The following is a 19,801-nucleotide window of genomic DNA, read 5'->3' as shown; positions in this document are numbered from 1 at the left end:
CGCCGACGGTGACGCCGGCATCGCGGCCGTGGACGGCGCTCACGAGGCCGCCGGCGCCGACCCCGAGCGGGGCGGCGAAGAGGCCGCCGCACCGGAGCAGGCCGATGCGGCTGCTGCCGCCCCCGGCGGCCCGGCCTCCGGCACTGGATCCGCCACCTCCGGGCCGGACGGCGCCGGGCCGGTCGCCTTCGTCCCGGGCGGCGCCGGGTCCACCGCCTCCGTCTCAGGCGGCGCCAAGTCTCCCGCCTCCGAGCTACTCGCCGCCGGGCCTTCCGCCTCCGTCCGCGACGGCGCCGGGCCCTCCGCCTCCGAGCCGCCCGTCGCCGGGCCGGTCGCCTCCGTTCGCGACGGCGCTGTGCCTTCCGCCTCCGCCCCCGACGACGCTGTGCTTCCCGCCTCGGAGCCGCCCGTTGCCGGGCCTCCCTCTCCGGGGCCCTCCCGTCCCGCCGCTCCCGCCTCCGAGCCGCTCGTCGCCGGGCCTCCCGCCTCCGCCCCCGACGGCGCCAGGCCTCCCTCCCCCGAGCCCTCCCGTCCCCCCGAGCCCTCCCGTCCCCCCGCTCCCTCCCGTTCCGGCCCGTCCCGTCCCGCCGCTGCCGGCCCCGAGCGCTTCCGCTCCCTCTCCGTCGCCCCCTGGTCCGTTGCCCGGGAAGTTGCTGCTGGGGCTGCCGATGCGCTCGGGGTGCGGGATGTGGGGCTCGGGGAGGCACTGGGGCAGACGCTTGCCGAGGGGCTCACCGCGCTTGTCGATCTGCCGTCCTTCGACACCTCCGCCATGGACGGGTGGGCCGTTGCCGGGCCCGGGCCGTGGCGGGTCGGTGGGGACGAGGGGATTCTTGCCGGGCGGGGGAGCATTGCGCCGTTGGCCGACGGGCATGCCGTGCGCATCGCCACCGGGGCGCGGGTGCCGCCCGGGGCCACTGCCGTGTTGCGCAGTGAGCACGGCGTCGTGGGGCCGCACGGGGAGTTGCAGGCGCAGCGGCGGGTGACGCACGGTCAGGACGTGCGGCCGCGGGGGCAGGAGTGCCAGAAGGGCGACGAGTTGTTGCCGGCCGGTACGTTCGTCACGCCCCCCGTGCTGGGGCTCGCCGCGGCGTGCGGGTACGACCAGGTGCGGGTCGTGCCGCGGCCGCGGGTGGAGGTGCTGGTCCTCGGGGACGAGCTGCTGCGCGAGGGGTTGCCGCACGACGGCCGGATCCGGGATGCGCTCGGGCCCATGCTGGGCCCGTGGCTGGAGGCGCTCGGTGCCGAGGTGGTCGCCACCCGGCGCCTGGGCGACGAGGCCTCGGCGCTCGGCGGCGCGCTGGAGGCGTCGGACGCGGATCTCGTGCTGACCACGGGCGGCACGGCCGCCGGTCCGGTCGACCATGTGCATCCCACGCTGCGCCGGCTGGGCGCGGAGTTGCTGGTGGACGGGGTGGCCGTGCGTCCCGGCCATCCGATGCTGCTCGCACGCCTGGGCGACGGCCGGCACCTGGTGGGTCTGCCGGGCAATCCGCTGGCGGCCGTGGCGGGGCTGTTCACGCTGGCCGCGCCGTTGCTGCGGGCGCTCGCCGGCCGTCCGGCAGCGCAGCGGTCGTGGGCGCAGGTGGCCGAGGTGGTGCCGGGGCATGCGAGCAGTACGCGCCTGGTGCCCGTGGTGCGCCGGCCGGACGGGTGGCTGCTGCCGTTGCGCTTCCACGGTCCGGCGATGCTGCGCGGCCTGGCCGGTGCGGACGCGCTCGCCGTCGTACCGCCGGGCGGGCTCGCCGCCGGTGACGCGGCGGAGGTGCTGGTGCTGCCGCGCCCGGGTGGTGCGCCGTGATCCTGCCGGAGCGGGACGCCGCGTCCCGGGACGCGGCGCCGGTGGGGGACGCCCGGGTGGTGCTGCCGCGCTACACGGTGGCCCCGATACGGCAGGTGGGCCGCCGGCTGCTGCTCGCGCTGCTGGTGATGGTGGCCACCGTCGCCATCGTCTACGCGGACCGGCGGGGCTATCACGACAACGCCGACGGCACGGTCGACTTCCTCGACTCCGTCTACTACTCGACCGTCACCCTGTCGACGACGGGGTACGGCGACATCGTCCCGTACAGCGACAGCGCACGGTTGAGCAACGTGCTGCTGGTGACGCCCCTGCGCGTCCTGTTCCTGATCATTCTGGTCGGCACCACGCTCGAAGTGCTCACGGAGCGCACCCGTGAGCAGTGGCGCCTGGCCCGCTGGAGGTCCGCTTTGCGCGAGCACACCGTCGTCGTCGGCTTCGGCACCAAGGGCCGGTCGGCCGTGCAGACCCTGGTGGCCACCGGGCAGCCGCGCGAGAAGGAGCGGATCGTGGTCGTCGATCCGAACCCCAAGGTCGTCGAGTCGGCCACGGCGCTGGGTTACGCGGGGGTGGTCGGTGACGCCACCCGCAGCGACGTCCTGCTGCGTGCCGAGGTGCACAAGGCCCGCCGGGTGATCGTGGCGACGCAGCGGGACGACACGGCCGTCCTGGTCACGCTGACCGCCCGGCAGCTCAACCGCAGCCTGAAGATCGTGGCCGCCGTGCGGGAGGAGGAGAACGCACCGCTGCTGCGCCAGTCGGGCGCCGACGCGGTGATCACGAGTGCGAGCGCGGCGGGCCGGCTGCTGGGCCTGTCGGTGCTCAGCCCGAGCGCCGGCACGGTGATGGAGGACCTCATCCAGCAGGGCAGCGGCCTCGATCTCGTCGAGCGCCCGGTGGTGAAGGCGGAGGTCGGGCGCGGCGTGCGCGAGACGGACGACCTGGTCGTCTCCGTGCTGCGCGGGCACCGGCTGCTGGGCTACGACGACCCGCAGGTCGGCCCGCTGCAGGCGACGGACCGCCTCATCACGATCGTCCGCGCCCGGCCGCCCGCCGCCGCGGAATAGCCCGGGACAGCCCCGGAACAGCCCGGGACAGCCGCGGAATAGCCGCGGCAGAGCACCCACCGGCGAGTAGCCTCGCGCCATGCATGCGATCACGATTCCCGTGCCCGGCGGCCCCGAGGCCCTGGTCTGGTCCGAGGTGCCCGATCCCGTACCCGGCGAGGGCGAGGTCCTCGTCGACGTGGTGGCCAGCGGCGTCAACCGCGCCGACGTGGTGCAGCGGCAGGGCTTCTACGACCCGCCGCCCGGCGCCTCCCCGTACCCGGGCCTGGAGGTCTCCGGCCGCATCGCCGCGCTGGGCCCGGGCGTGAGTGGCTGGGCGGTGGGCGACGAGGTGTGCGCGCTGCTCGCGGGCGGCGGGTACGCCGAGCAGGTGTGCGTGCCGGCCGGCCAGCTGCTGCCCGTACCGGACGGCATGGACCTGGTCTCGGCGGCCGCGCTGCCGGAGGTGACCGCCACCGTCTGGTCCAACCTGTTCATGATCGCGCACCTGCGGCCGGGCGAGACGCTGCTGGTGCACGGCGGCGGCAGCGGCATCGGCACGATGGCCGTGCAGCTGGGCAAGGCGGTCGGCGCGCGGGTGGCCGTCACCGCGGGCGGCCCGCAGAAGCTGGAGGCATGCCGGGAGCTGGGCGCGGACATCCTCATCGACTACCGCGAGCAGGACTTCGTCGAGGAGCTCCACAAGGTGACCGGGGGTATCGGTGCCGACGTCATCCTCGACATCATCGGTGCCAAGTACCTCGACCGGAACCTCGACGCCCTCGCCGTCAACGGCCGGATGACCATCATCGGTCTGCAGGGCGGCCGCCGCGCCGAGCTGGACCTGGGCAAGCTGCTCGCCAAGCGCGCGGCCGTCGCCGGTACGTCGCTGCGCGGCCGCCCGCTCGCCGAGAAGGCGGCCATCGTGGCGGCCGTGCGCGAGCACGTGTGGCCGCTGATCGGCGGCGGCCGGGTACGGGCGGTGATCGACCGCACCCTGCCGCTGCGGGAGGCGACCGCCGCGCACCGGGTGCTGGAGGAGAGCAGCCACGTGGGCAAGGTGCTCCTGACGACCTCCTGAAGACGCACGGCTGCGTCACCCGACCGGCCCTCCAGCGCGCCGCCCCGCCGCCGGCGGCGTGTGAGGGTGGGGAACGTCCGCAGAAGTCCGCAGGGGGGCTCTCGGAGGCGGCGACATGGCCGGCAGCACCGGAGCGCGAGGGTTCCTGTTCGCCCTGTCGGTCTCGGCGGCCCTCATGGCACCGGCCGCGACGGCGCCGCCGGCACTGGCGTCCGACCGGGAGCCCACGGCCGCCCCCTCGGCGCCCGCCGCGGATCCGTCGTCCCCCTCCCCGTCGGGGAGCCTCGCGGGCACCCTGGCGGGCGAGGGGCGCAGGCACCCCGGCCGGGCGCCCCGGCACGGTGGGCCCCGGCACGGTGCGCCCCGCCGGGACCCCGGCGGCGACGACCCCGGCTACGACGCCGACGACGTGACCGGTGAGCAGGAGGAGGAACCGGCCGCCACCCCGGCCGCCACGCCCCTCGAGCCGCCGCCGGCGGCCTCGCCGGTCCCCGACGCGGCCCGCGCGCCCGCCACCACGGCGGCGCGGCACACGGCGACGAGGGAACGTGACCGTGTCATACGCGTGCTGCCCCTGGGTACGGGGATGACACTGACAGGTCTGGGTCTGGGGTACCTCGCGCTACGGCTGCGACGCCGTTAGCGGACGGAGGGCGTGCGCCCGGACGAACTTCGCGCCCCCGCGCGCCCCCGCGGTGGATCAGACGTGTACGGGGGCATCAACAGGGGGAAATCACCTGTGCGAGAGAATGGCGGCATGGATATGCCGAGGAATGAACGGTCGCAGGAGAGCCCGCACATCCTGGTCGTAGGGCCGGACGGCATGGCTCTCGGCAGCGCCAGCCCCGGCGGCGGGGAGGGCGAGGACGAGCCGCGCGAGGTCCCGGTGACGGAAATGGTGGAACAGCCCGCCAAGGTCATGCGGATCGGCAGCATGATCAAGCAGCTGCTCGAAGAGGTCCGGGCGGCACCTCTCGACGAGGCGAGCCGGGTCCGGCTCAAGGAGATCCACCGCGGCTCCATCAAGGAGCTGGAGGACGGCCTGGCCCCCGAGCTCGTGGAGGAGCTGGAGCGGCTTTCCCTGCCCTTCACCGACGAGACGATCCCCAGCGAGGCGGAACTGCGCATCGCGCAGGCGCAGTTGGTCGGCTGGCTGGAGGGGCTCTTCCACGGCATCCAGACCACCCTCTTCGCCCAGCAGATGGCCGCCCGGGCCCAGCTGGAGCAGATGCGCCGCGCCCTGCCGCCCGGTCTGACGGTCGAGGACGACCACGAGGGTCCGCAGCACGGCGGCGCCCGCTCGGGCCCGTACCTGTAAGTCACCTGGAGACACGGAAAGAGCGGGTGGTCGGTGCCGACCACCCGCTCTTTCCGTACCGGTCCTGCGCGCCTTACGAGCCCGACTCGCCCGTGGAGACCTGCAGCACGACCGTGCCGCTCTTGGGGTCGAACGGGTCGCCGGCCTCCGGCTGCTGGGTCATCACGGTGCCCTTGCCCCAGGTGTTCTCGTTCACCGGGTCCACGCGGTACTTCCAGCCCGCCGCCTGCAGGCACTCCTTGACCGAGTCGATGTAGATGTACTTGAAGTCCGGCGTGGTCTTCTTCGACTTGTCCGAGTAGCTGTCGTACGCCTTGGTGCACTTCTCCGTCGGGATGGTCTTGGACTTGTCGCCGTCCTTGACCTTCGCCTGGGCGCCGGAGCCGCCGCCCGTGCCGCTCCCGCCGGTGGTGTTGCCGCCGCCGGGGGCGGGGGCCGCGGACTGCGAGCTGCCGCTGCCACCGGCCTGGTTGTTGTTGTCGTCCCCGCCGTGCTTGCTCAGGGTGATGGCCACGATGACGCCGATGACGGCGAGCACGGCGACGACCGCCGAGCCGATGACGACCGGCTTGTTGCTCTTGCCGCCGCCACTGCTGCTCACGGGCGCACTGGGCGCCGAGGGCGCGGCGTACGGCGGTGGGGTGCCCGGACCGGCCTGGTAGCCGGCCGCGGGGGTCGCGTACGCCGGCGGGCCCTGCGGGGGCGTGGCGGGCCCGTACGGGCCGCTGTACGGCCCCTGGGGCGCCGGCTGCGGCTGGTAGGGGGTCTGGAGCGACTGCGGGCCCGGAGCGGGCGCCTGGCCGTCGACGGGCGGGAAGACGGCCGAGCCGAGGCCGGCGCCGCTGCTGGTGGGGCCCGCGCCGGGCACGATCAGGGGCGAGGGCGCGGCCTGGGCCGTGCCCAGGACGCGGGCGCACTCGTCGCGCATGGCCTCGGCGCCGGGGAAGCGCTCGTTCGGGTTCTTCTTCAGCGCGCGGGCGACCAGGGCGTCGACGGCCGGCGGGATCGCACGGTTGATCGACGAGGGGACCGGCGGCTCCTCCTGGACGTGCGCGTACGCAATGGCCAGGGGCGAGTCGGCGTCGAACGGCAGCCGGCCGGTGAGCAGCTCGAAGAGCATGATGCCGACCGAGTACAGGTCGGAGCGGGCGTCCACGCCGCGGCCGAGCGCCTGCTCGGGGGAGAGGTACTGCGGGGTGCCCACGACCATGCCGGTCTGGGTCATCGAGGTCACGCCGGACTGCATGGCGCGGGCGATGCCGAAGTCCATGACCTTGACCACGCCGCGCTTGGTCATCATCACGTTGCCGGGCTTGATGTCCCGGTGGACCAGGCCCATCTCGTGGCTGACCTCGAGCGCGGCCAGCACATCCGATGTGATCTTGAGCGCTTTTTCGGCGGGCATGGCGCCGAAGCGGGCCACGTCCTCGTCGAGCACCGAGCGCAGCGGCCGGCCCTCGATGTACTCCATGACGATGTACGGCATCGTGGTGCCGTCCAGCTCGTCCTCGCCGGTGTCGAAGACCGAGACGATGTTGGTGTGCGTGAGCTTGGCCACGGCCTGCGCCTCGCGGCGGAAGCGCTCGCGGAAGGAGGACTCGCGCCCCAGTTCGGTGTGCAGGGTCTTGACCGCGACCTGCCGGTCGAGCACCGTGTCGTAGGCGAGGTGGACGGAGGCCATGCCGCCCTCGCCGAGCAGGTCGCGCAGCTGGTAGCGACCGCGGCCGACGGACCGTCCGGCGTAGCGGGCCTGTGCGCCGTCCTGGCTCATGGTGTTGCTTCCCCCTCGGCGCTCGCCTGGTGATCCCGGTCGGGCTCACAGCCGTCCGGCAAGCGCTCGGATCCGGCTGTTCTTCGGTTTATCCCGGCCAAGTCTGCCCCAGGCCGCGGGCACGTCAAGCCGCGTGCCCGTTCCGTGACCGGATGCGCGACAAGCCGTCACGGGATTTGCCTTGCTCATACCGGTACGGGTTTGATAGCCGGTCCATCCCGGACCGGAGCGCGGCGCGAAGGCTGTACCGTGCCCTAGCGGAAGAACCTACGAGTTTCCCCGCGCAATCGCCTCCCACGCGAAGCGGCCAGACACGACGGCGAGGACTGATGGCACAGACGCAGAGCGACCAGGGTCCGTCCGACCCTGACGCCAACGGGGCCGGAATGCCCGATGTGCCTGAAATGTGGGGCAATGGAGGGCTGGTCGGCGACGGCCGCTACCGCCTCACCCACCGACTCGGCCGCGGCGGCATGGCGGAGGTGTTCGCCGCCGAGGACGTGCGCCTCGGCCGCACCGTCGCCGTCAAGCTGCTGCGCGCGGACCTGGCCGAGGACCCGGTCTCCAAGGCTCGCTTCACCCGCGAGGCACAGTCCGTCGCCGGCCTGAACCACCACGCCGTCGTCGCGGTCTACGACTCCGGCGAGGACACCGTCGGGCGCAACGTCGTGCCGTACATCGTCATGGAGTTGGTTGAAGGGCGCACCATTCGCGACCTCCTCCTCAACTCCGAGGCGCCGCCGCCCGAGCAGGCCCTGATCATCGTCTCGGGCGTGCTCGACGCGCTGGCCTACAGCCACCAGCACGGCATCGTGCACCGCGACATCAAGCCCGCCAACGTGATCATCACCAACACGGGCGCGGTCAAGGTCATGGACTTCGGCATCGCCCGTGCCCTGCACGGCGCCGCCTCGACCATGACCCAGACCGGCATGGTCATGGGCACGCCGCAGTACCTCTCGCCCGAGCAGGCCCTCGGCAAGACCGTCGACGCCCGCTCCGACCTGTACGCCACCGGCTGCCTGCTGTACGAACTGCTGGCGCTGCGCCCGCCGTTCACCGGCGAGACCCCGCTGTCGGTGGTCTACCAGCACGTCCAGGACACCCCTGTGCCGCCCTCGCAGGTGCTCGGCGCCGTCCCGCCGGAGCTCGACGGGCTCGTGATGCGCGCCCTCGCCAAGGACCCGGACGACCGGTTCCAGAGCGCCGAGGAGATGCGCGGCCTGGTCCAGTACGCGCTGCAGATGCTGCACGAGGCCGGCAGCCACACCGGCCAGTGGAACACCGGCCCGGTCGACCAGGTCACCGCGGCCACCCAGGTCATCGGCGGCGCCGGCCCCGGCATGGCGGCCACCACCGCGCTGCCGCAGGTCCCGCAGCACGGTGGCCCCGCACAGCCGCCGCTCATCCCCCGGCGCGCCGGCGGCGACGAGGGCGGCTTCGACGGCTACAACGGCTCCCACGGGGGCGGCGGCCGCGGCAACGGCGGCGGCCGGGCCCGTACGGTCCTGCTCGCGGCGGTCGCGCTGATCGCGATCGTGGCGGGCGTGGTGTGGGCGATGCAGATGGCCGACAAGAGCTCCGGCACCGGCAACAAGAACGACAAGACCACCGTCTCGCCGTCCGTCTCCGACTCCCCGAGCCCGAGCAAGTCGAAGTCCCACAAGCCCGGCAACGGCGGTACCGACCACAACAGCACCACCGGCGGCGACTCCGGCGACCGGGGCAGCTGGACGGACCCGAACGAGGACGACCCGACGACCGCCCCGTCCAAGGGCACGCACCCCTCGACGCAGCCCTCGACCGGCCCGAGCAACGAGCCGTCGAACCCGGGCAAGCCGTCGGACGGCGGCGACAACAAGCCCTCGGGCCAGCCGTCGACGCCGACCGACACGGGTGGCAACACCGGCAACACCGGGACGACCGGCAACCCCGGCACCACGGGGAACCCCGGCACCACGACCCGCGGGGTCACCGGAGGTTGAGATACGCCGAGCGGCCCTGCGGGGCCGCTCGGTTCGTTTTCGGCGCGGGTTCAGTCCGTGAAGGCGTCGCGCACCGCGTCGTACGCGCGCGTCCACCACACCGACAGGGCAGCGGACGCCGGGAAACCGGGGTCGGCGCGGTGGTCGCCGAGCTGGTAGCGCCAGCGCAGCATCCAGAAGTCGTTGAGCCGCTCCCACCACACGCGGTGCACGGCGGCGGCCAGCTCCGCCGCGTCGGCGCCGGCGGCCCGGCGGTAGGCGCGGGCGTACGGCCGTACCTTCACCAGGTCCAGCGTGCCGTCGGGCCGCAGGAAGAAGATCACCGCGGCCCGGACGGCCTCCTCGGCGCGCGGTTTGACGCCCAGCCGGTCCCAGTCGACGATCGCGGCGGGCTCGCCGTCGCGGTAGAGCAGGTTGAGCGGGTGGAAGTCGCCGTGCACCCAGCCGCGGGCCGGGATGACCGCGGCGGGCGGCCGCAGGTGGGCGTAGCGCTCCAGCAGGGCGCGGCGCTCGATCAGGCGGTGCTCGGCCAGCTCGTCGAAGCAGTCGCGGGGGCGGCCGCGCCTGCCGCGCCGTACGAGCTCCAGGAGCTCCTCGATGAGGGCGAACGTCCGTGTCGGGTCCGCGGCGGCGTCAGGGGCGCCCTCGGCGGCCCGCTCGGCGGCGGGGACGCCCGCGCGGCCCGCCATGACCTGTTCCAGCGAGGTGTGGACCTTTCCCAGCAGCGCGCCCAGGCGGCGGGACTGGGCGGCGGTGAGTTCGCCGCCGTCGCGGTGCCTGCCCTCGACCCAGGGGTGCAGGGCGTAGCAGCGGCCGCCGAGGACGGCGACGGTGTTGCCGTCGGCGTCGGGCACGGGCGGGGCCACGGGCAGGCCGATCTCGCCCAGGCGGCGGGTGGCCTCGTGCTGGTGGGAGATGGCGTCGCGGTCGCCGTCGAGGTGGTGCTTGAGGAAGAAGCGTCCCCTGGTGGTGGAGAGGCGGTAGCCGCGGTTGAGGAGACCCTCGGTCAGCGTTTCGCAGGAGACGGGCTCGCCGGCACGTTCGTAGCGGCGCAGCAGGGTGCGCAGGGTGCCGTGGTCGGGCAGGGTGCCGTTGTCAGGTGGGGCGTCGGGTGGGGCAGAAGGGGATACAAGTGAGCGCGGCACGTCCCAAATGTTAGTTCACGCAGCGTGCACGGAGCGTCGCGCGGGGACGCCTTCGAGGCGGTGCAGGCTGATGAACTGGGGTTCTATGCACAGGTATTCGGCCCGGAAGGGCTCGCCGTCCGCGGTGTGCGGGGCGCGGCCGAAGCGTGCGAGCTCCTCGGCTCGCGGGGTGATCGCCCGCGCGGTGCCGACGAACTGCACGGTCCACACCTCCTCGTCCCCCTCGGCGCGGTCGGCGAGGTTGTCCGCGCCGTACGCCACCACGCTGCCGTCGCAGGCCCGCGCGTAGCCGAAGCCGCCGTGCAGTCGCAGCAGGACGCGCGCGGGGGCGTCACCGGCCACGATGTGCCGGGCGACGGTGACGAACGGCAGGGCGCGCATGCTCACGGAGACGCGGCCGTAGGGGGTGCGGGCGAGCAGATCGAGGGCGCGCCGTTCGTCGGGGTGTGCGGTGGGCATGGGCATCACTTTGCCGTGCGGGTGAAGGCAACCCCAGGGGCTCCCGGCCCTGGGGAATGGGACGTAAGTCCTTACTTCACGTTTCTCAATGCTCGTCAGTGCCCGTCAGTGTGCCCGCCGGCGCAATGCCGCGAACATTCTCAGCGCTTTTCCGCCTGCAAACGGGCGACGTAGGCGGCGGCCTGGGAGCGGCGCTCCATGCCGAGCTTGGACAGCAGGCTGGAGACGTAGTTCTTGATGGTCTTCTCCGCCAGGTGCAGCCGCTCGCCGATGGCGCGGTTGGTCAGTCCCTCGCCGATCAGGTCGAGGATGCGGCGCTCCTGGTCGGTCAGGGAGGCGAGCCGGTCGTCGCCGCGGCCGCCGGTGCCGTCCCGCAGCCGCTCCAGCACCCGGGCGGTGGCCACCGGGTCCAGCAGGGACCGGCCGGCCGCCACGTCCCGTACGGCCGAGAGGAGCTCGGTGCCGCGGATGGCCTTGAGGACGTAGCCCGCCGCCCCCGCCATGATCGCGTCGAAGAGCGCCTCGTCGTCGGCGTACGAGGTGAGCATCAGGCACTTGACGCTGTCGTCCTGCGAGCGGATCTCACGGCATACTTCGACTCCGCTGCCATCCGGAAGGCGAACGTCCAGTACGGCGACGTCGGGGCGGGTGGCCGGAATGCGCACGAGCGCGTCGGCGGCCGTCCCGGCCTCGCCGACCACCTCGATGTCCTCCTCGCTGGAGAGGAGCTCATGCACGCCGCGCCGTACGACTTCATGGTCGTCAAGCAGAAATACCGTGATTTTTCGTTGCTCGCGCACGCTGCCAGTCTCACACATCGACTCTTCCCCCGCCCGAGTCCTCCGGGATAACGTGCCCCCGTTCCGGCCGCTCGCAAGGCGCTGACCAGTGGAAGTGTCCCCGCATTGGCCCGGCTTTCTCGATTTACTTGGAAATCCAAGCAAAATCGCAGGTCAAGCGGGGTTTCGCAGGAATGCCCCCCACTGGGTAACGTGCTTATTGCAGGCCATTGGCCGGGGCGCCTGTCACGCCCGGTTCCGGCCTCGGCACACCCACCCCGTGTGCCGCCGGGGATCGAGCGAGCCTCTTCCCGCCCCACGGCGGGGGGACCCCCTCTGGCCGCCGGCGACCCCGGGGGCCGGACAGACGGAGGAGCACACGTGACCGTGGACAGCACTGCCGCGCGCAAGCCGCGACGCAGCAGCAAGCGCGCCGGGGCCAAGAAGGCTGCCGGCGAGAGCGAACTCGTCCAGCTGCTGACGCCGGAAGGCGAACGGGTCGAGCACCCGGACTACTCCATCGACCTCTCGCCCGAGGAACTGCGGGGTCTGTACCGCGACATGGTGCTGACCCGCCGCTTCGACGGCGAGGCCACCACCCTGCAGCGGCAGGGCGAACTGGGCCTGTGGGCCTCGCTGCTGGGCCAGGAGGCCGCCCAGATCGGCTCGGGCCGGGCCACCCGTGACGACGACTACGTCTTCCCCACCTACCGCGAGCACGGCGTCGCCTGGTGCCGCGGGGTCGACCCCACCAACCTGCTGGGCATGTTCCGCGGCGTGAACAACGGCGGCTGGGACCCCAACGAGAACAACTTCCACCTCTACACCATCGTCATCGGCTCGCAGGCGCTGCACGCCACCGGCTACGCCATGGGCGTGGCCAAGGACGGTGCCGACTCCGCCGTCATCGCCTACTTCGGCGACGGCGCCTCCAGCCAGGGCGACGTGGCCGAGGCCTTCACCTTCGCCGCCGTCTACAACGCGCCCGTGGTGTTCTTCTGCCAGAACAACCAGTGGGCCATCTCCGAGCCCACCGAGCGCCAGAGCCGCGTCCCGCTCTACCAGCGCGCCCAGGGCTACGGCTTCCCCGGCGTGCGCGTCGACGGCAACGACGTCCTCGCCGTCCTCGCCGTCACCCGTGCCGCGCTCGACCGCGCCCGCAGCGGCGAGGGCCCCATGCTCATCGAGGCGTTCACCTACCGCATGGGCGCCCACACCACCTCCGACGACCCCACGCGCTACCGCCGCGACGAGGAGCGGGAGCTGTGGGAGGCCAAGGACCCGATCCTGCGCCTGCGCGCCCTGCTGGAGCGCGAGGGCCACGCCGACGAGGCGTTCTTCACCGAGCTCGAGGCGGAGAGCGACGCGCTCGCCAAGCGCGTGCGCGACACCGTGCGCACCATGCCGGACCCGGACGACATGGCGATGTTCGAGCACACCTACGCCGACGGCCATGCGCTGGTCGACGAGGAGCGTGCACAGTTCTTGGCCTACCAGGCGTCGTTCGCGGACGAGGAGAGCAAGTAGTCATGAGCACCGAGAAGCTCACGATCGCCAAGGCGATCAACGCCTCCCTGCGCACCGCACTGGAGAGCGACCCCAAGGTCCTCGTCATGGGCGAGGACGTCGGCAAGCTCGGCGGCGTCTTCCGGGTCACCGACGGCCTGCAGAAGGACTTCGGCGAGGACCGGGTGATCGACACCCCGCTCGCCGAGTCCGGCATCGTCGGCACCGCCATCGGCCTGGCCCTGCGCGGCTACCGGCCCGTCGTCGAGATCCAGTTCGACGGCTTCGTCTTCCCGGCGTACGACCAGATCGTCACCCAGCTGGCCAAGATGCACGCCCGTGCACTCGGCAAGGTCAAGCTCCCCGTCGTCATCCGCATCCCCTACGGCGGTGCCATCGGCGCCGTCGAGCACCACAGCGAGTCGCCCGAGGCGCTGTTCGCGCACGTCGCCGGACTGAAGGTGGTCTCGCCCTCCAACGCGCAGGACGCGTACTGGATGCTGCAGCAGGCCATCCAGAGCGACGACCCGGTGATCTACTTCGAGCCCAAGCGCCGCTACCACGACCGCGCCGAGGTCGACACCACCGCCATCCCCGGCCCCCTGCACGCCGCCCGCACGGTGCGCGAGGGCACGGACCTGACGCTCGTCGCCTACGGCCCCATGGTCAAGACCTGTCTGGAGGCCGCCGCGGCGGCCGCCGAGGAGGGCAAGTCCCTGGAGGTGATCGACCTGCGGTCGGTCTCCCCCATCGACTTCGACGCCGTGCAGAAGTCGGTCGAGAAGACCCGCCGGCTGGTCGTGGTGCACGAGGCACCGGTGTTCTTCGGCTCGGGGGCGGAGATCGCCGCGCGCATCACCGAGCGCTGCTTCTACCACCTGGAGGCCCCCGTCCTGCGGGTCGGCGGCTACCACGCCCCCTACCCGCCCTCGCGGCTGGAGGACGAGTACCTGCCCGGCCTGGACCGGGTGCTCGACTCCGTCGACCGGGCGCTGGCGTACTAGGGGAGAGGGTTTCGTGACCATGACTGCAAGCACCCAGCGCTTCCGCGAGTTCAAGATGCCGGACGTCGGCGAGGGACTCACCGAGGCCGAGATCCTCAAGTGGTACGTGAGCGTCGGCGACACCGTCTCCGACGGCCAGGTGGTCTGCGAGGTCGAGACCGCCAAGGCGGCCGTCGAGCTGCCGATCCCCTTCGACGGCGTGGTGCACGAGCTGCGCTTCCCCGAGGGCACGACGGTCGACGTCGGTCAGGTGATCATCTCCGTGGACACCCAGCCCGGCGCGGGGCCCGCGGAGGAGGCCCCGGCGGCCACCGCTGCCCACGCGGAGAGCCGCGCCGAGGCCGCCCCGGCCCTGCCGGACGAGGCCGAGGCGGAGCCCCAGGGCCGGCAGGCCGTGCTGGTCGGGTACGGCGCGGCGCCGTCGTCCACCAAGCGTCGGCCGCGCAAGGCGCGGCCGGAGACGGCTGCGGCCTCGGTGGCCGCAGCCGTGCAGGCCGAGCTGAACGGGCACGGCGCGGCTCCCGCCGGCCCGGCGACCCCGGTCGCCCCTGCAGGTGCCGGAGCCGGGGTCGCTCAGGCGCCGGCCGCGCCCGCCGCCCCCGCGGCGCCGGCCGCGCCCGCCGCCGTACCCGCGCAGGGGCGGGCGCTCGCCAAGCCGCCCGTGCGCAAGCTCGCCAAGGACCTGGGCGTCGACCTGGCCTCCGTCACCCCGACCGGCCCCGGCGGGGTCGTCACCCGTGACGACGTGCACGCCGCCGTCGCCGCGGCGACGCAGGCCGCCCCGGTCGCCCCGGTCGTCGGGACGCCCCCCGCCGCCGTGCCGGCCGCCGAGGCCACCGCGGCCCGCGAGACGCGGATCCCCGTCAAGGGCGTCCGCAAGGCCACCGCACAGGCGATGGTGGCCAGCGCCTTCACCGCGCCGCACGTCACGGAGTTCGTGACCGTCGACGTCACGCGCACGATGAAGCTCGTCGAGAAGCTGAAGTCCGACCCGGACATGGCGGGCCTGCGCGTCAACCCGCTGCTGCTGGTCGCCAAGGCGCTCCTCGTCGCCATCAAGCGCAACCCGGCGGTCAACGCCGCCTGGGACGAGGAGAACCAGGAGATCGTCCTCAAGCACTACGTGAACCTGGGCATCGCCGCCGCGACTCCGCGCGGTCTGATCGTGCCGAACATCAAGGACGCCCACACCAGGACGCTCCCGGAGCTCTCCCGGGCGCTGGGCGAGCTGGTGGCGACCGCCCGCGAGGGCAGGACGAGCCCCGCGGACATGGCGGGCGGCACCGTCACGATCACCAACGTCGGCGTCTTCGGCGTCGACACCGGTACGCCCATCCTCAACCCGGGCGAGTCCGCGATCCTGGCCTTCGGGGCGATCAAGCTGCAGCCGTGGGTCCACAAGGGCAAGGTCAAGCCGCGCCACGTCACCACCCTGGCGCTGTCCTTCGACCACCGCCTCATCGACGGTGAACTCGGCTCCCGCTTCCTCGCGGACGTCGCCGCCGTCCTGGAGGACCCCAAGCGCCTGATCACCTGGGGCTGACGACAGCACGAGGGCCCGCGAGGGCACCCAAGGAAACAGGGCCCGGACGCATCTCTCCTCACCCCCCTCCAGCGAGGAGAGAGCGCGTGTCCGGGCCCTGTTTCCGTGTACGGAGCGGCCTCGGGCCCCCACCCTGACAGAGGGTGGAATGGCCCGTGCTGGGCAATTTACTTAAGATTGACCGACACTTGCAGTGTCGGATTGGGAGGCCGCCGTGAAGGGCGCCGCTGGTCGTGCCGACGACGGCGAATCCATCAGCCGCCTGCTGCGGGCCTGGCGCGCACGCGTCGACGCCCGGACCGTCCCGGAACTGCGCTACGTCCACCCCCGCCCCGGGCGCCGGCTCTCGCAGCAGCATGTCGCCCGGATGACGGGCGTCAGCGAGGGGTGGTACCGCGCCCTGGAGGCCGGCCGGCGCCAGGACTTCTCCGAGGGCTTCCTGCTGCGCGTCGCCGCCGCCCTGCGGCTGAGCGAGGACGAGACCCTGACCCTCTTCCTCGCCGTCACCGGCCGCCGCCCGCCCCGGCCCGCCGAGACCTGCGGCGACCTGCCCCAGGGCGTGCGCGCCCTGCTCGAACAACAGGTCACCTACCCGGCCTATCTCTCGGACGGCGCCTGGAACATCGTGGCCGCCAACACCCTGATGGGCGCGTGGTTCCCGTGGGTGCTGCGGCCCCGGCCCAACCTGATGCGCTGGGCCCTGCTGCATCCCGAGGCCCGCGAGCAGATGCTCGACTGGGAGGACAGCTGCGCCCGCGTCTACCTCGCGATGCTCCGCGTGGCCGCCAACAGCAACCCCACCGACACCGCACTGCGCGCCCTCGTGAGCGAGATCCTGGAGGCCGACGCCGACTGCCGGCGCATCTGGGCCGAGGAGTTCGACGTCGTCGAACACCGCGACGGCCACGTCTTCCGGCTGCGCCTGCCGTACCACGACCACGCGGAGGTGCGGGTGACCAGCCACGTCCTGTTGCCGATACAGCGCATGGACCTGCGCTTCGTCTTCATCACCCCGGTCGACGGCCCGGTCGAGGCGGCCGGCTAGGGCGCCCCGCAGGGGCGCGGGGAACTGCGCGATCAGCCACCGGCGGTCTGCAGCCGAGATGCCACCCCCGGGGTCCGAGCGCAGCACGGCACTCCGCCTGCGGGCGCATCGTGGCTTATCGCGCCCACGCGGCGGCAGCCGCACATCGACAAGGGGCCCCGCGCCCCTACGGGGCACTGCCCTAGGGCGTGTCTGATGAGTCGGTGACCGCCTGGGACATGGGTCGTTCTTGGCCGAGTGGGGCGTGGCGATTTGAGCGAGGCGGAGTGGGCCCGGCTGGAACCGCACCTGCCCGTGAACGTTGGTCGGGGCGGTCGGTGGAAGTGTCACCGCAGGGTGATCAATGGGATTCTGTTCCGGTTGCGTACGGGGATTCCCTGGCGGGACTTGCCGTCCCGGTTCGGCAAGCGGCAGACGGTGCATGGCCGTCATCGCCGATGGTCGGCGGACGGCACCTGAGCGAGGGTTTTGCAAGGGCTTCAGGTCGTTGCCGATGCGGAGGGGCGGATCGACTGGTCCATGGTCGGGGTGGACTCGACCGTCCTGCGTGTCCACCAGCACGCGGCCGGCGCCCGCAAGCGCACCCCGACAGTCCCGGGTAAGCGGACCCGCCCTGCTTGGCACCGGTCGGACGAGGCCCTGGGGCGCTCCCGGGGGGGCCTGACGACGAAGATCCACCTGGCCAGTGAGGGCGGCAGGCGCCCGCTCGCCCTGCTGCTCACCCCGGGGCAGTGGGGTGACGGGCCGCAGATGACCGAAGTCCTCGACCGCATCCGCGTTCCCCGCCCAGGCGGCGGACACCCCCGTACCCGGCCCGGATGTCTAAGCGCCGACAAGGCGTATTCGTCACGCCGCAACCGCCGCTACCTGCGCCGGCGCCGGATCCGGCACGTCATTCCTGAGCGCCGCGACCAGCGGGCCCACCGCCGCATCCGCGGCAGCGCGGGCGGCAGACCCACCGGCTTCAACCGGGATCAGTACGCACGCCGGAACGAAGTCGAGCGCGCCGTGAACGCCCTCAAAGGCTTCCGGGCCGTAGCGACAAAGTTCAACAAGCGCGCCTACGTCTTCCATGGCACGGTCACGCTCGCTGCGATCCGGCTCTGGCTACGCCCGTGACCTGCTTGGCGTCCCCAGCCATTCAGGGCACCACAGCCGGGATCACCACCCGGGCAGGCCACTCTTAGGACACCGCCCGATCGAGGATATCGAGAATGGAGGCGGAGGCGCTGCTGACTGCGTCACCGACGCTGCCGAGGACACCGTCGGCGGCCTGAGCGGGAGTGGCCAGCATGACACTGGCCAGCGCGAGTAGGGCACTTGCTGCAGTAGCGGCAACCACCCGGCGAACACGGATCATGGCATGCCTCCCAAGGACGTGTGCGCGTTGGCACTACGACTAGCCAGCTGGCAGCATTCCCCGTGCATAGCTCGTACACGAGGCACGCAAAAGGCGCAGGGAAGCCTTCAGGAGCGCATGAGAACCGCTGCGAGCCTGCGCCGACGCCGTAACAGACCCATCAGACAGGCCCTAGCGCAGCACGCGGTCCTTCAGGGCCGGGAAGTCCTCGCGGATCTTCGCCACGCGGGACACGTCCAGGTCCACGGTGAGGATCTCCTCCTGCTCGCCGGCCTCCGCCAGCACCTCGCCCCAGGGGTCGACGACCAGGCTGTGCCCGGCCTGTTCGACGCCCGCGTGGGTGCCCGCGGTGCCGCAGGCCAGGACGTAGGACTGGTTCTCCACGGCGCGGGCGCGGGCCAGCAGCGTCCAGTGCTCGCGGCGCCTGGCCGGCCAGCCCGCCGGGACGACGAAGGCCTCGGCGCCGGCGTCGACCAGGGAGCGGAACAGCTCGGGGAAGCGCAGGTCGTAGCAGGTGGCCAGGCCGACCGTGGTGTCCGCCAGGCGGACGGTGGTGGGCTCGGTGCCCGCGGCCATGAGTACGGCCTCGCCCTCGTCGAAGCCGAAGCGGTGGATCTTCCGGTAGGTCGCGGCGAGTTCGCCGGTGGGGGAGAAGATCAGGGAGGTGTTGTAGAGCCGGCCCTCGGCGTCCCGCTCGACGACGGAACCGGCGTGCAGCCACACCCCGGCCTCGCGCGCGGCCCGCGCCATGACCGCGGCCGTCGGCCCGTCCGGCGTCTCGGCCTCCGCGGCGTACGCCTTGTACGCGAAGGCGCCGACCGTCCACAACTCCGGGAGGACGACGAGATCACTGCCGCCCAGGCCGCGCACCAGATCCGCGGCGCGCTCGCGGCGCGCGGCGACGGACTCGTCGGTGTCGACACCCAGCTGGATCAACGAGGCGCGCACAGTACCACCACTCTCCCCATCCCTCGCCCGAAACCTCTGCCGGGGCGACCTGTCGCAGCGTAACTTAGCCGGTGAGAACCCACGCAGCACTTGCTCCCCGCCACTTGCCACGTACGTACGCACGCGCCCACGCACGCACCAGCACCGCCGAGGGAACCGCCCGTGACAGTCCACCCCAGCCTGCAGCCCGCGATCGACGCCTGGACCCATTCCGTCGAATCCGTCAACGAGTTGGTCAAGCCCCTCGCCGAGAGCGACTGGAACCGGGCCACCGAATGCCCCGGCTGGTCGGTGCGCGACGTCGTCTCGCACATCATCGGCGTCGAGTGCGAAATGCTGGGCGAACCACGGCCCATCCACACCCTGCCGCGCGATCTGCGCCATGTCACCGACGAGTTCACCCGCTACATCGAGGTGCAGGTCGATGTGCGGCGCTGCCACACCGCGCCGGAGATGACCTCCGAGCTGGAGCTGACGATCATCCGGCGCTCGCGGCAGCTGCGCGGCGAGCACCGTTCGCCGCAGGCCGTCGTGCGCTGGCCGCTGGGCAGCGGCACCGAGCGCACGCTCGAACGCACCCTGATCATGCGGGCGTTCGACGTGTGGGCGCACGAACAGGACCTGCGCCGCGCCCTGGGCGTGCCCGGCAACCTCGACTCGCCCGCCGCCGCCATCAGCCGCGACGTCCTGCTGGAGGCCCTGCCCACCGTCGTCGCCCGGGACGCGGGCGCGCCCGCCGGATCCGTCGTCGTCTTCGACGTGCACGGCCCGCTGGAGTTCCTGCGGACCGTACGGGTCGGCCCGCAGGGCAAGGCGACCGTCGACACCCGCGTCTCGCTCGGGCCCACCCTGACGCTCGGCCTGGACTGGGAGACGTACGCCCGCCTGGCCTGCGGCCGGGTGCGTCCCGAGGCGGTGGCCGGCAGCGTCAAGACAGAGGGCGACGAGGAGCTGGCGCAGCGGATCCTGCACTCCTTCGCCGTCACTCCCTGAACACGGGCAGCGCGGGC

At 72.8% G+C, this 19,801-nt stretch carries 16 protein-coding genes and 1 pseudogene; 12 read left to right on the top strand and 5 right to left on the bottom strand.

The window, feature by feature from the left end; translation table 11 throughout:
- The first annotated feature begins 28 nt into the window (after positions 1-28).
- The 5 genes from AB0K17_RS02700 (at position 29) to AB0K17_RS02680 (ending at position 5,246) form a co-directional block, all read left to right on the top strand.
- Positions 29-1,801 carry a molybdopterin-binding protein gene (locus tag AB0K17_RS02700; RefSeq protein WP_365981876.1) on the top strand — a complete coding sequence of 591 codons (1,773 nt, stop codon included), beginning with the start codon at positions 29-31 and terminating at the stop codon, positions 1,799-1,801.
- Positions 1,798-2,868 (top strand): potassium channel family protein, encoded by a 1,071-nt coding sequence (locus AB0K17_RS02695; protein ID WP_365981875.1) that lies wholly within the window; start codon positions 1,798-1,800, stop codon positions 2,866-2,868. The genes AB0K17_RS02700 and AB0K17_RS02695 overlap by 4 nt, the downstream gene beginning before the upstream one ends.
- Positions 2,869-2,947: 79 nt before the next feature.
- On the top strand, positions 2,948-3,928 hold the full coding sequence (locus tag AB0K17_RS02690) for an NAD(P)H-quinone oxidoreductase (protein WP_365967795.1): 981 nt from the start codon (positions 2,948-2,950) through the stop codon (positions 3,926-3,928).
- Positions 3,929-4,043: 115 nt separating this feature from the next.
- Positions 4,044-4,571 (top strand): hypothetical protein, encoded by a 528-nt coding sequence (locus AB0K17_RS02685; RefSeq protein ID WP_365981874.1) that lies wholly within the window; start codon positions 4,044-4,046, stop codon positions 4,569-4,571.
- 114 nt (positions 4,572-4,685) lie between these two features.
- Positions 4,686-5,246: a bacterial proteasome activator family protein gene (locus tag AB0K17_RS02680; RefSeq protein ID WP_365967797.1), complete on the top strand. Its 561-nt coding sequence runs from the start codon at positions 4,686-4,688 to the stop codon at positions 5,244-5,246.
- Between the two features lie 73 nt (positions 5,247-5,319).
- Here AB0K17_RS02680 and AB0K17_RS02675 read toward each other — a convergent pair whose 3' ends face one another.
- The gene (locus AB0K17_RS02675) at positions 5,320-7,017 is read right to left on the bottom strand and encodes a protein kinase (RefSeq protein ID WP_365981873.1); all 1,698 of its coding nucleotides are present in this window, start codon (positions 7,015-7,017) and stop codon (positions 5,320-5,322) included.
- A gap of 329 nt (positions 7,018-7,346) precedes the next feature.
- On the opposite strand from AB0K17_RS02675, the gene AB0K17_RS02670 reads away from it, so the two are divergent.
- Complete coding sequence (locus AB0K17_RS02670) at positions 7,347-9,002, top strand: protein kinase (protein WP_365981872.1); 1,656 nt, start codon at positions 7,347-7,349, stop codon at positions 9,000-9,002.
- A gap of 50 nt (positions 9,003-9,052) precedes the next feature.
- On the opposite strand, the gene AB0K17_RS02665 is transcribed toward AB0K17_RS02670, so the two are convergent.
- The 3 genes from AB0K17_RS02665 to AB0K17_RS02655 all read right to left on the bottom strand — a co-directional run bounded on the left by AB0K17_RS02665 (position 9,053) and on the right by AB0K17_RS02655 (position 11,406).
- Positions 9,053-10,147, bottom strand: a complete 1,095-nt coding sequence (locus AB0K17_RS02665) for a phosphotransferase (RefSeq protein ID WP_365981871.1) — start codon at positions 10,145-10,147, stop codon at positions 9,053-9,055.
- A 15-nt stretch (positions 10,148-10,162) separates the two neighbouring features.
- A complete protein-coding gene (locus AB0K17_RS02660; RefSeq protein WP_365967800.1) occupies positions 10,163-10,606 on the bottom strand; it encodes a pyridoxamine 5'-phosphate oxidase family protein in 444 nt (147 codons plus the stop codon).
- A gap of 140 nt (positions 10,607-10,746) precedes the next feature.
- Positions 10,747-11,406, bottom strand: a complete 660-nt coding sequence (locus tag AB0K17_RS02655) for a response regulator transcription factor (RefSeq protein ID WP_365981870.1) — start codon at positions 11,404-11,406, stop codon at positions 10,747-10,749.
- Between the two features lie 360 nt (positions 11,407-11,766).
- Between AB0K17_RS02655 and pdhA the strand changes: the two genes are divergently transcribed.
- The 5 genes and pseudogenes from pdhA to AB0K17_RS02630 all read left to right on the top strand — a co-directional run bounded on the left by pdhA (position 11,767) and on the right by AB0K17_RS02630 (position 17,602).
- A complete protein-coding gene (gene pdhA, locus AB0K17_RS02650) occupies positions 11,767-12,912 on the top strand; it encodes a pyruvate dehydrogenase (acetyl-transferring) E1 component subunit alpha (RefSeq protein ID WP_344432947.1) in 1,146 nt (381 codons plus the stop codon).
- A gap of 2 nt (positions 12,913-12,914) precedes the next feature.
- Complete coding sequence (locus AB0K17_RS02645; RefSeq protein ID WP_365967803.1) at positions 12,915-13,895, top strand: alpha-ketoacid dehydrogenase subunit beta; 981 nt, start codon at positions 12,915-12,917, stop codon at positions 13,893-13,895.
- 19 nt (positions 13,896-13,914) lie between these two features.
- Positions 13,915-15,438, top strand: a complete 1,524-nt coding sequence (locus tag AB0K17_RS02640) for a dihydrolipoamide acetyltransferase family protein (protein WP_365982042.1) — start codon at positions 13,915-13,917, stop codon at positions 15,436-15,438.
- Between the two features lie 214 nt (positions 15,439-15,652).
- Positions 15,653-16,483, top strand: coding sequence for a helix-turn-helix transcriptional regulator (locus tag AB0K17_RS02635; protein WP_365981869.1), 831 nt, complete (start codon positions 15,653-15,655; stop codon positions 16,481-16,483).
- Positions 16,484-16,720: 237 nt separating this feature from the next.
- Positions 16,721-17,602: pseudogene (locus AB0K17_RS02630) on the top strand (IS5 family transposase).
- Between the two features lie 412 nt (positions 17,603-18,014).
- On the opposite strand, the gene AB0K17_RS02625 reads toward AB0K17_RS02630, so the two are convergent.
- A complete protein-coding gene (locus tag AB0K17_RS02625; RefSeq protein WP_365981868.1) occupies positions 18,015-18,791 on the bottom strand; it encodes a carbon-nitrogen family hydrolase in 777 nt (258 codons plus the stop codon).
- Positions 18,792-18,953: 162 nt separating this feature from the next.
- Between AB0K17_RS02625 and AB0K17_RS02620 the strand changes: the two genes are divergently transcribed.
- On the top strand, positions 18,954-19,784 hold the full coding sequence (locus AB0K17_RS02620) for a maleylpyruvate isomerase family mycothiol-dependent enzyme (protein ID WP_365967806.1): 831 nt from the start codon (positions 18,954-18,956) through the stop codon (positions 19,782-19,784).
- Positions 19,785-19,801 lie beyond the last annotated feature (17 nt).

This window comes from Streptomyces sp. NPDC049585 (assembly GCF_040675615.1).
Lineage (GTDB): Bacteria > Actinomycetota > Actinomycetes > Streptomycetales > Streptomycetaceae > Streptomyces > Streptomyces luteosporeus.
This window is presented reverse-complemented; position numbering and strand designations above follow the sequence as displayed.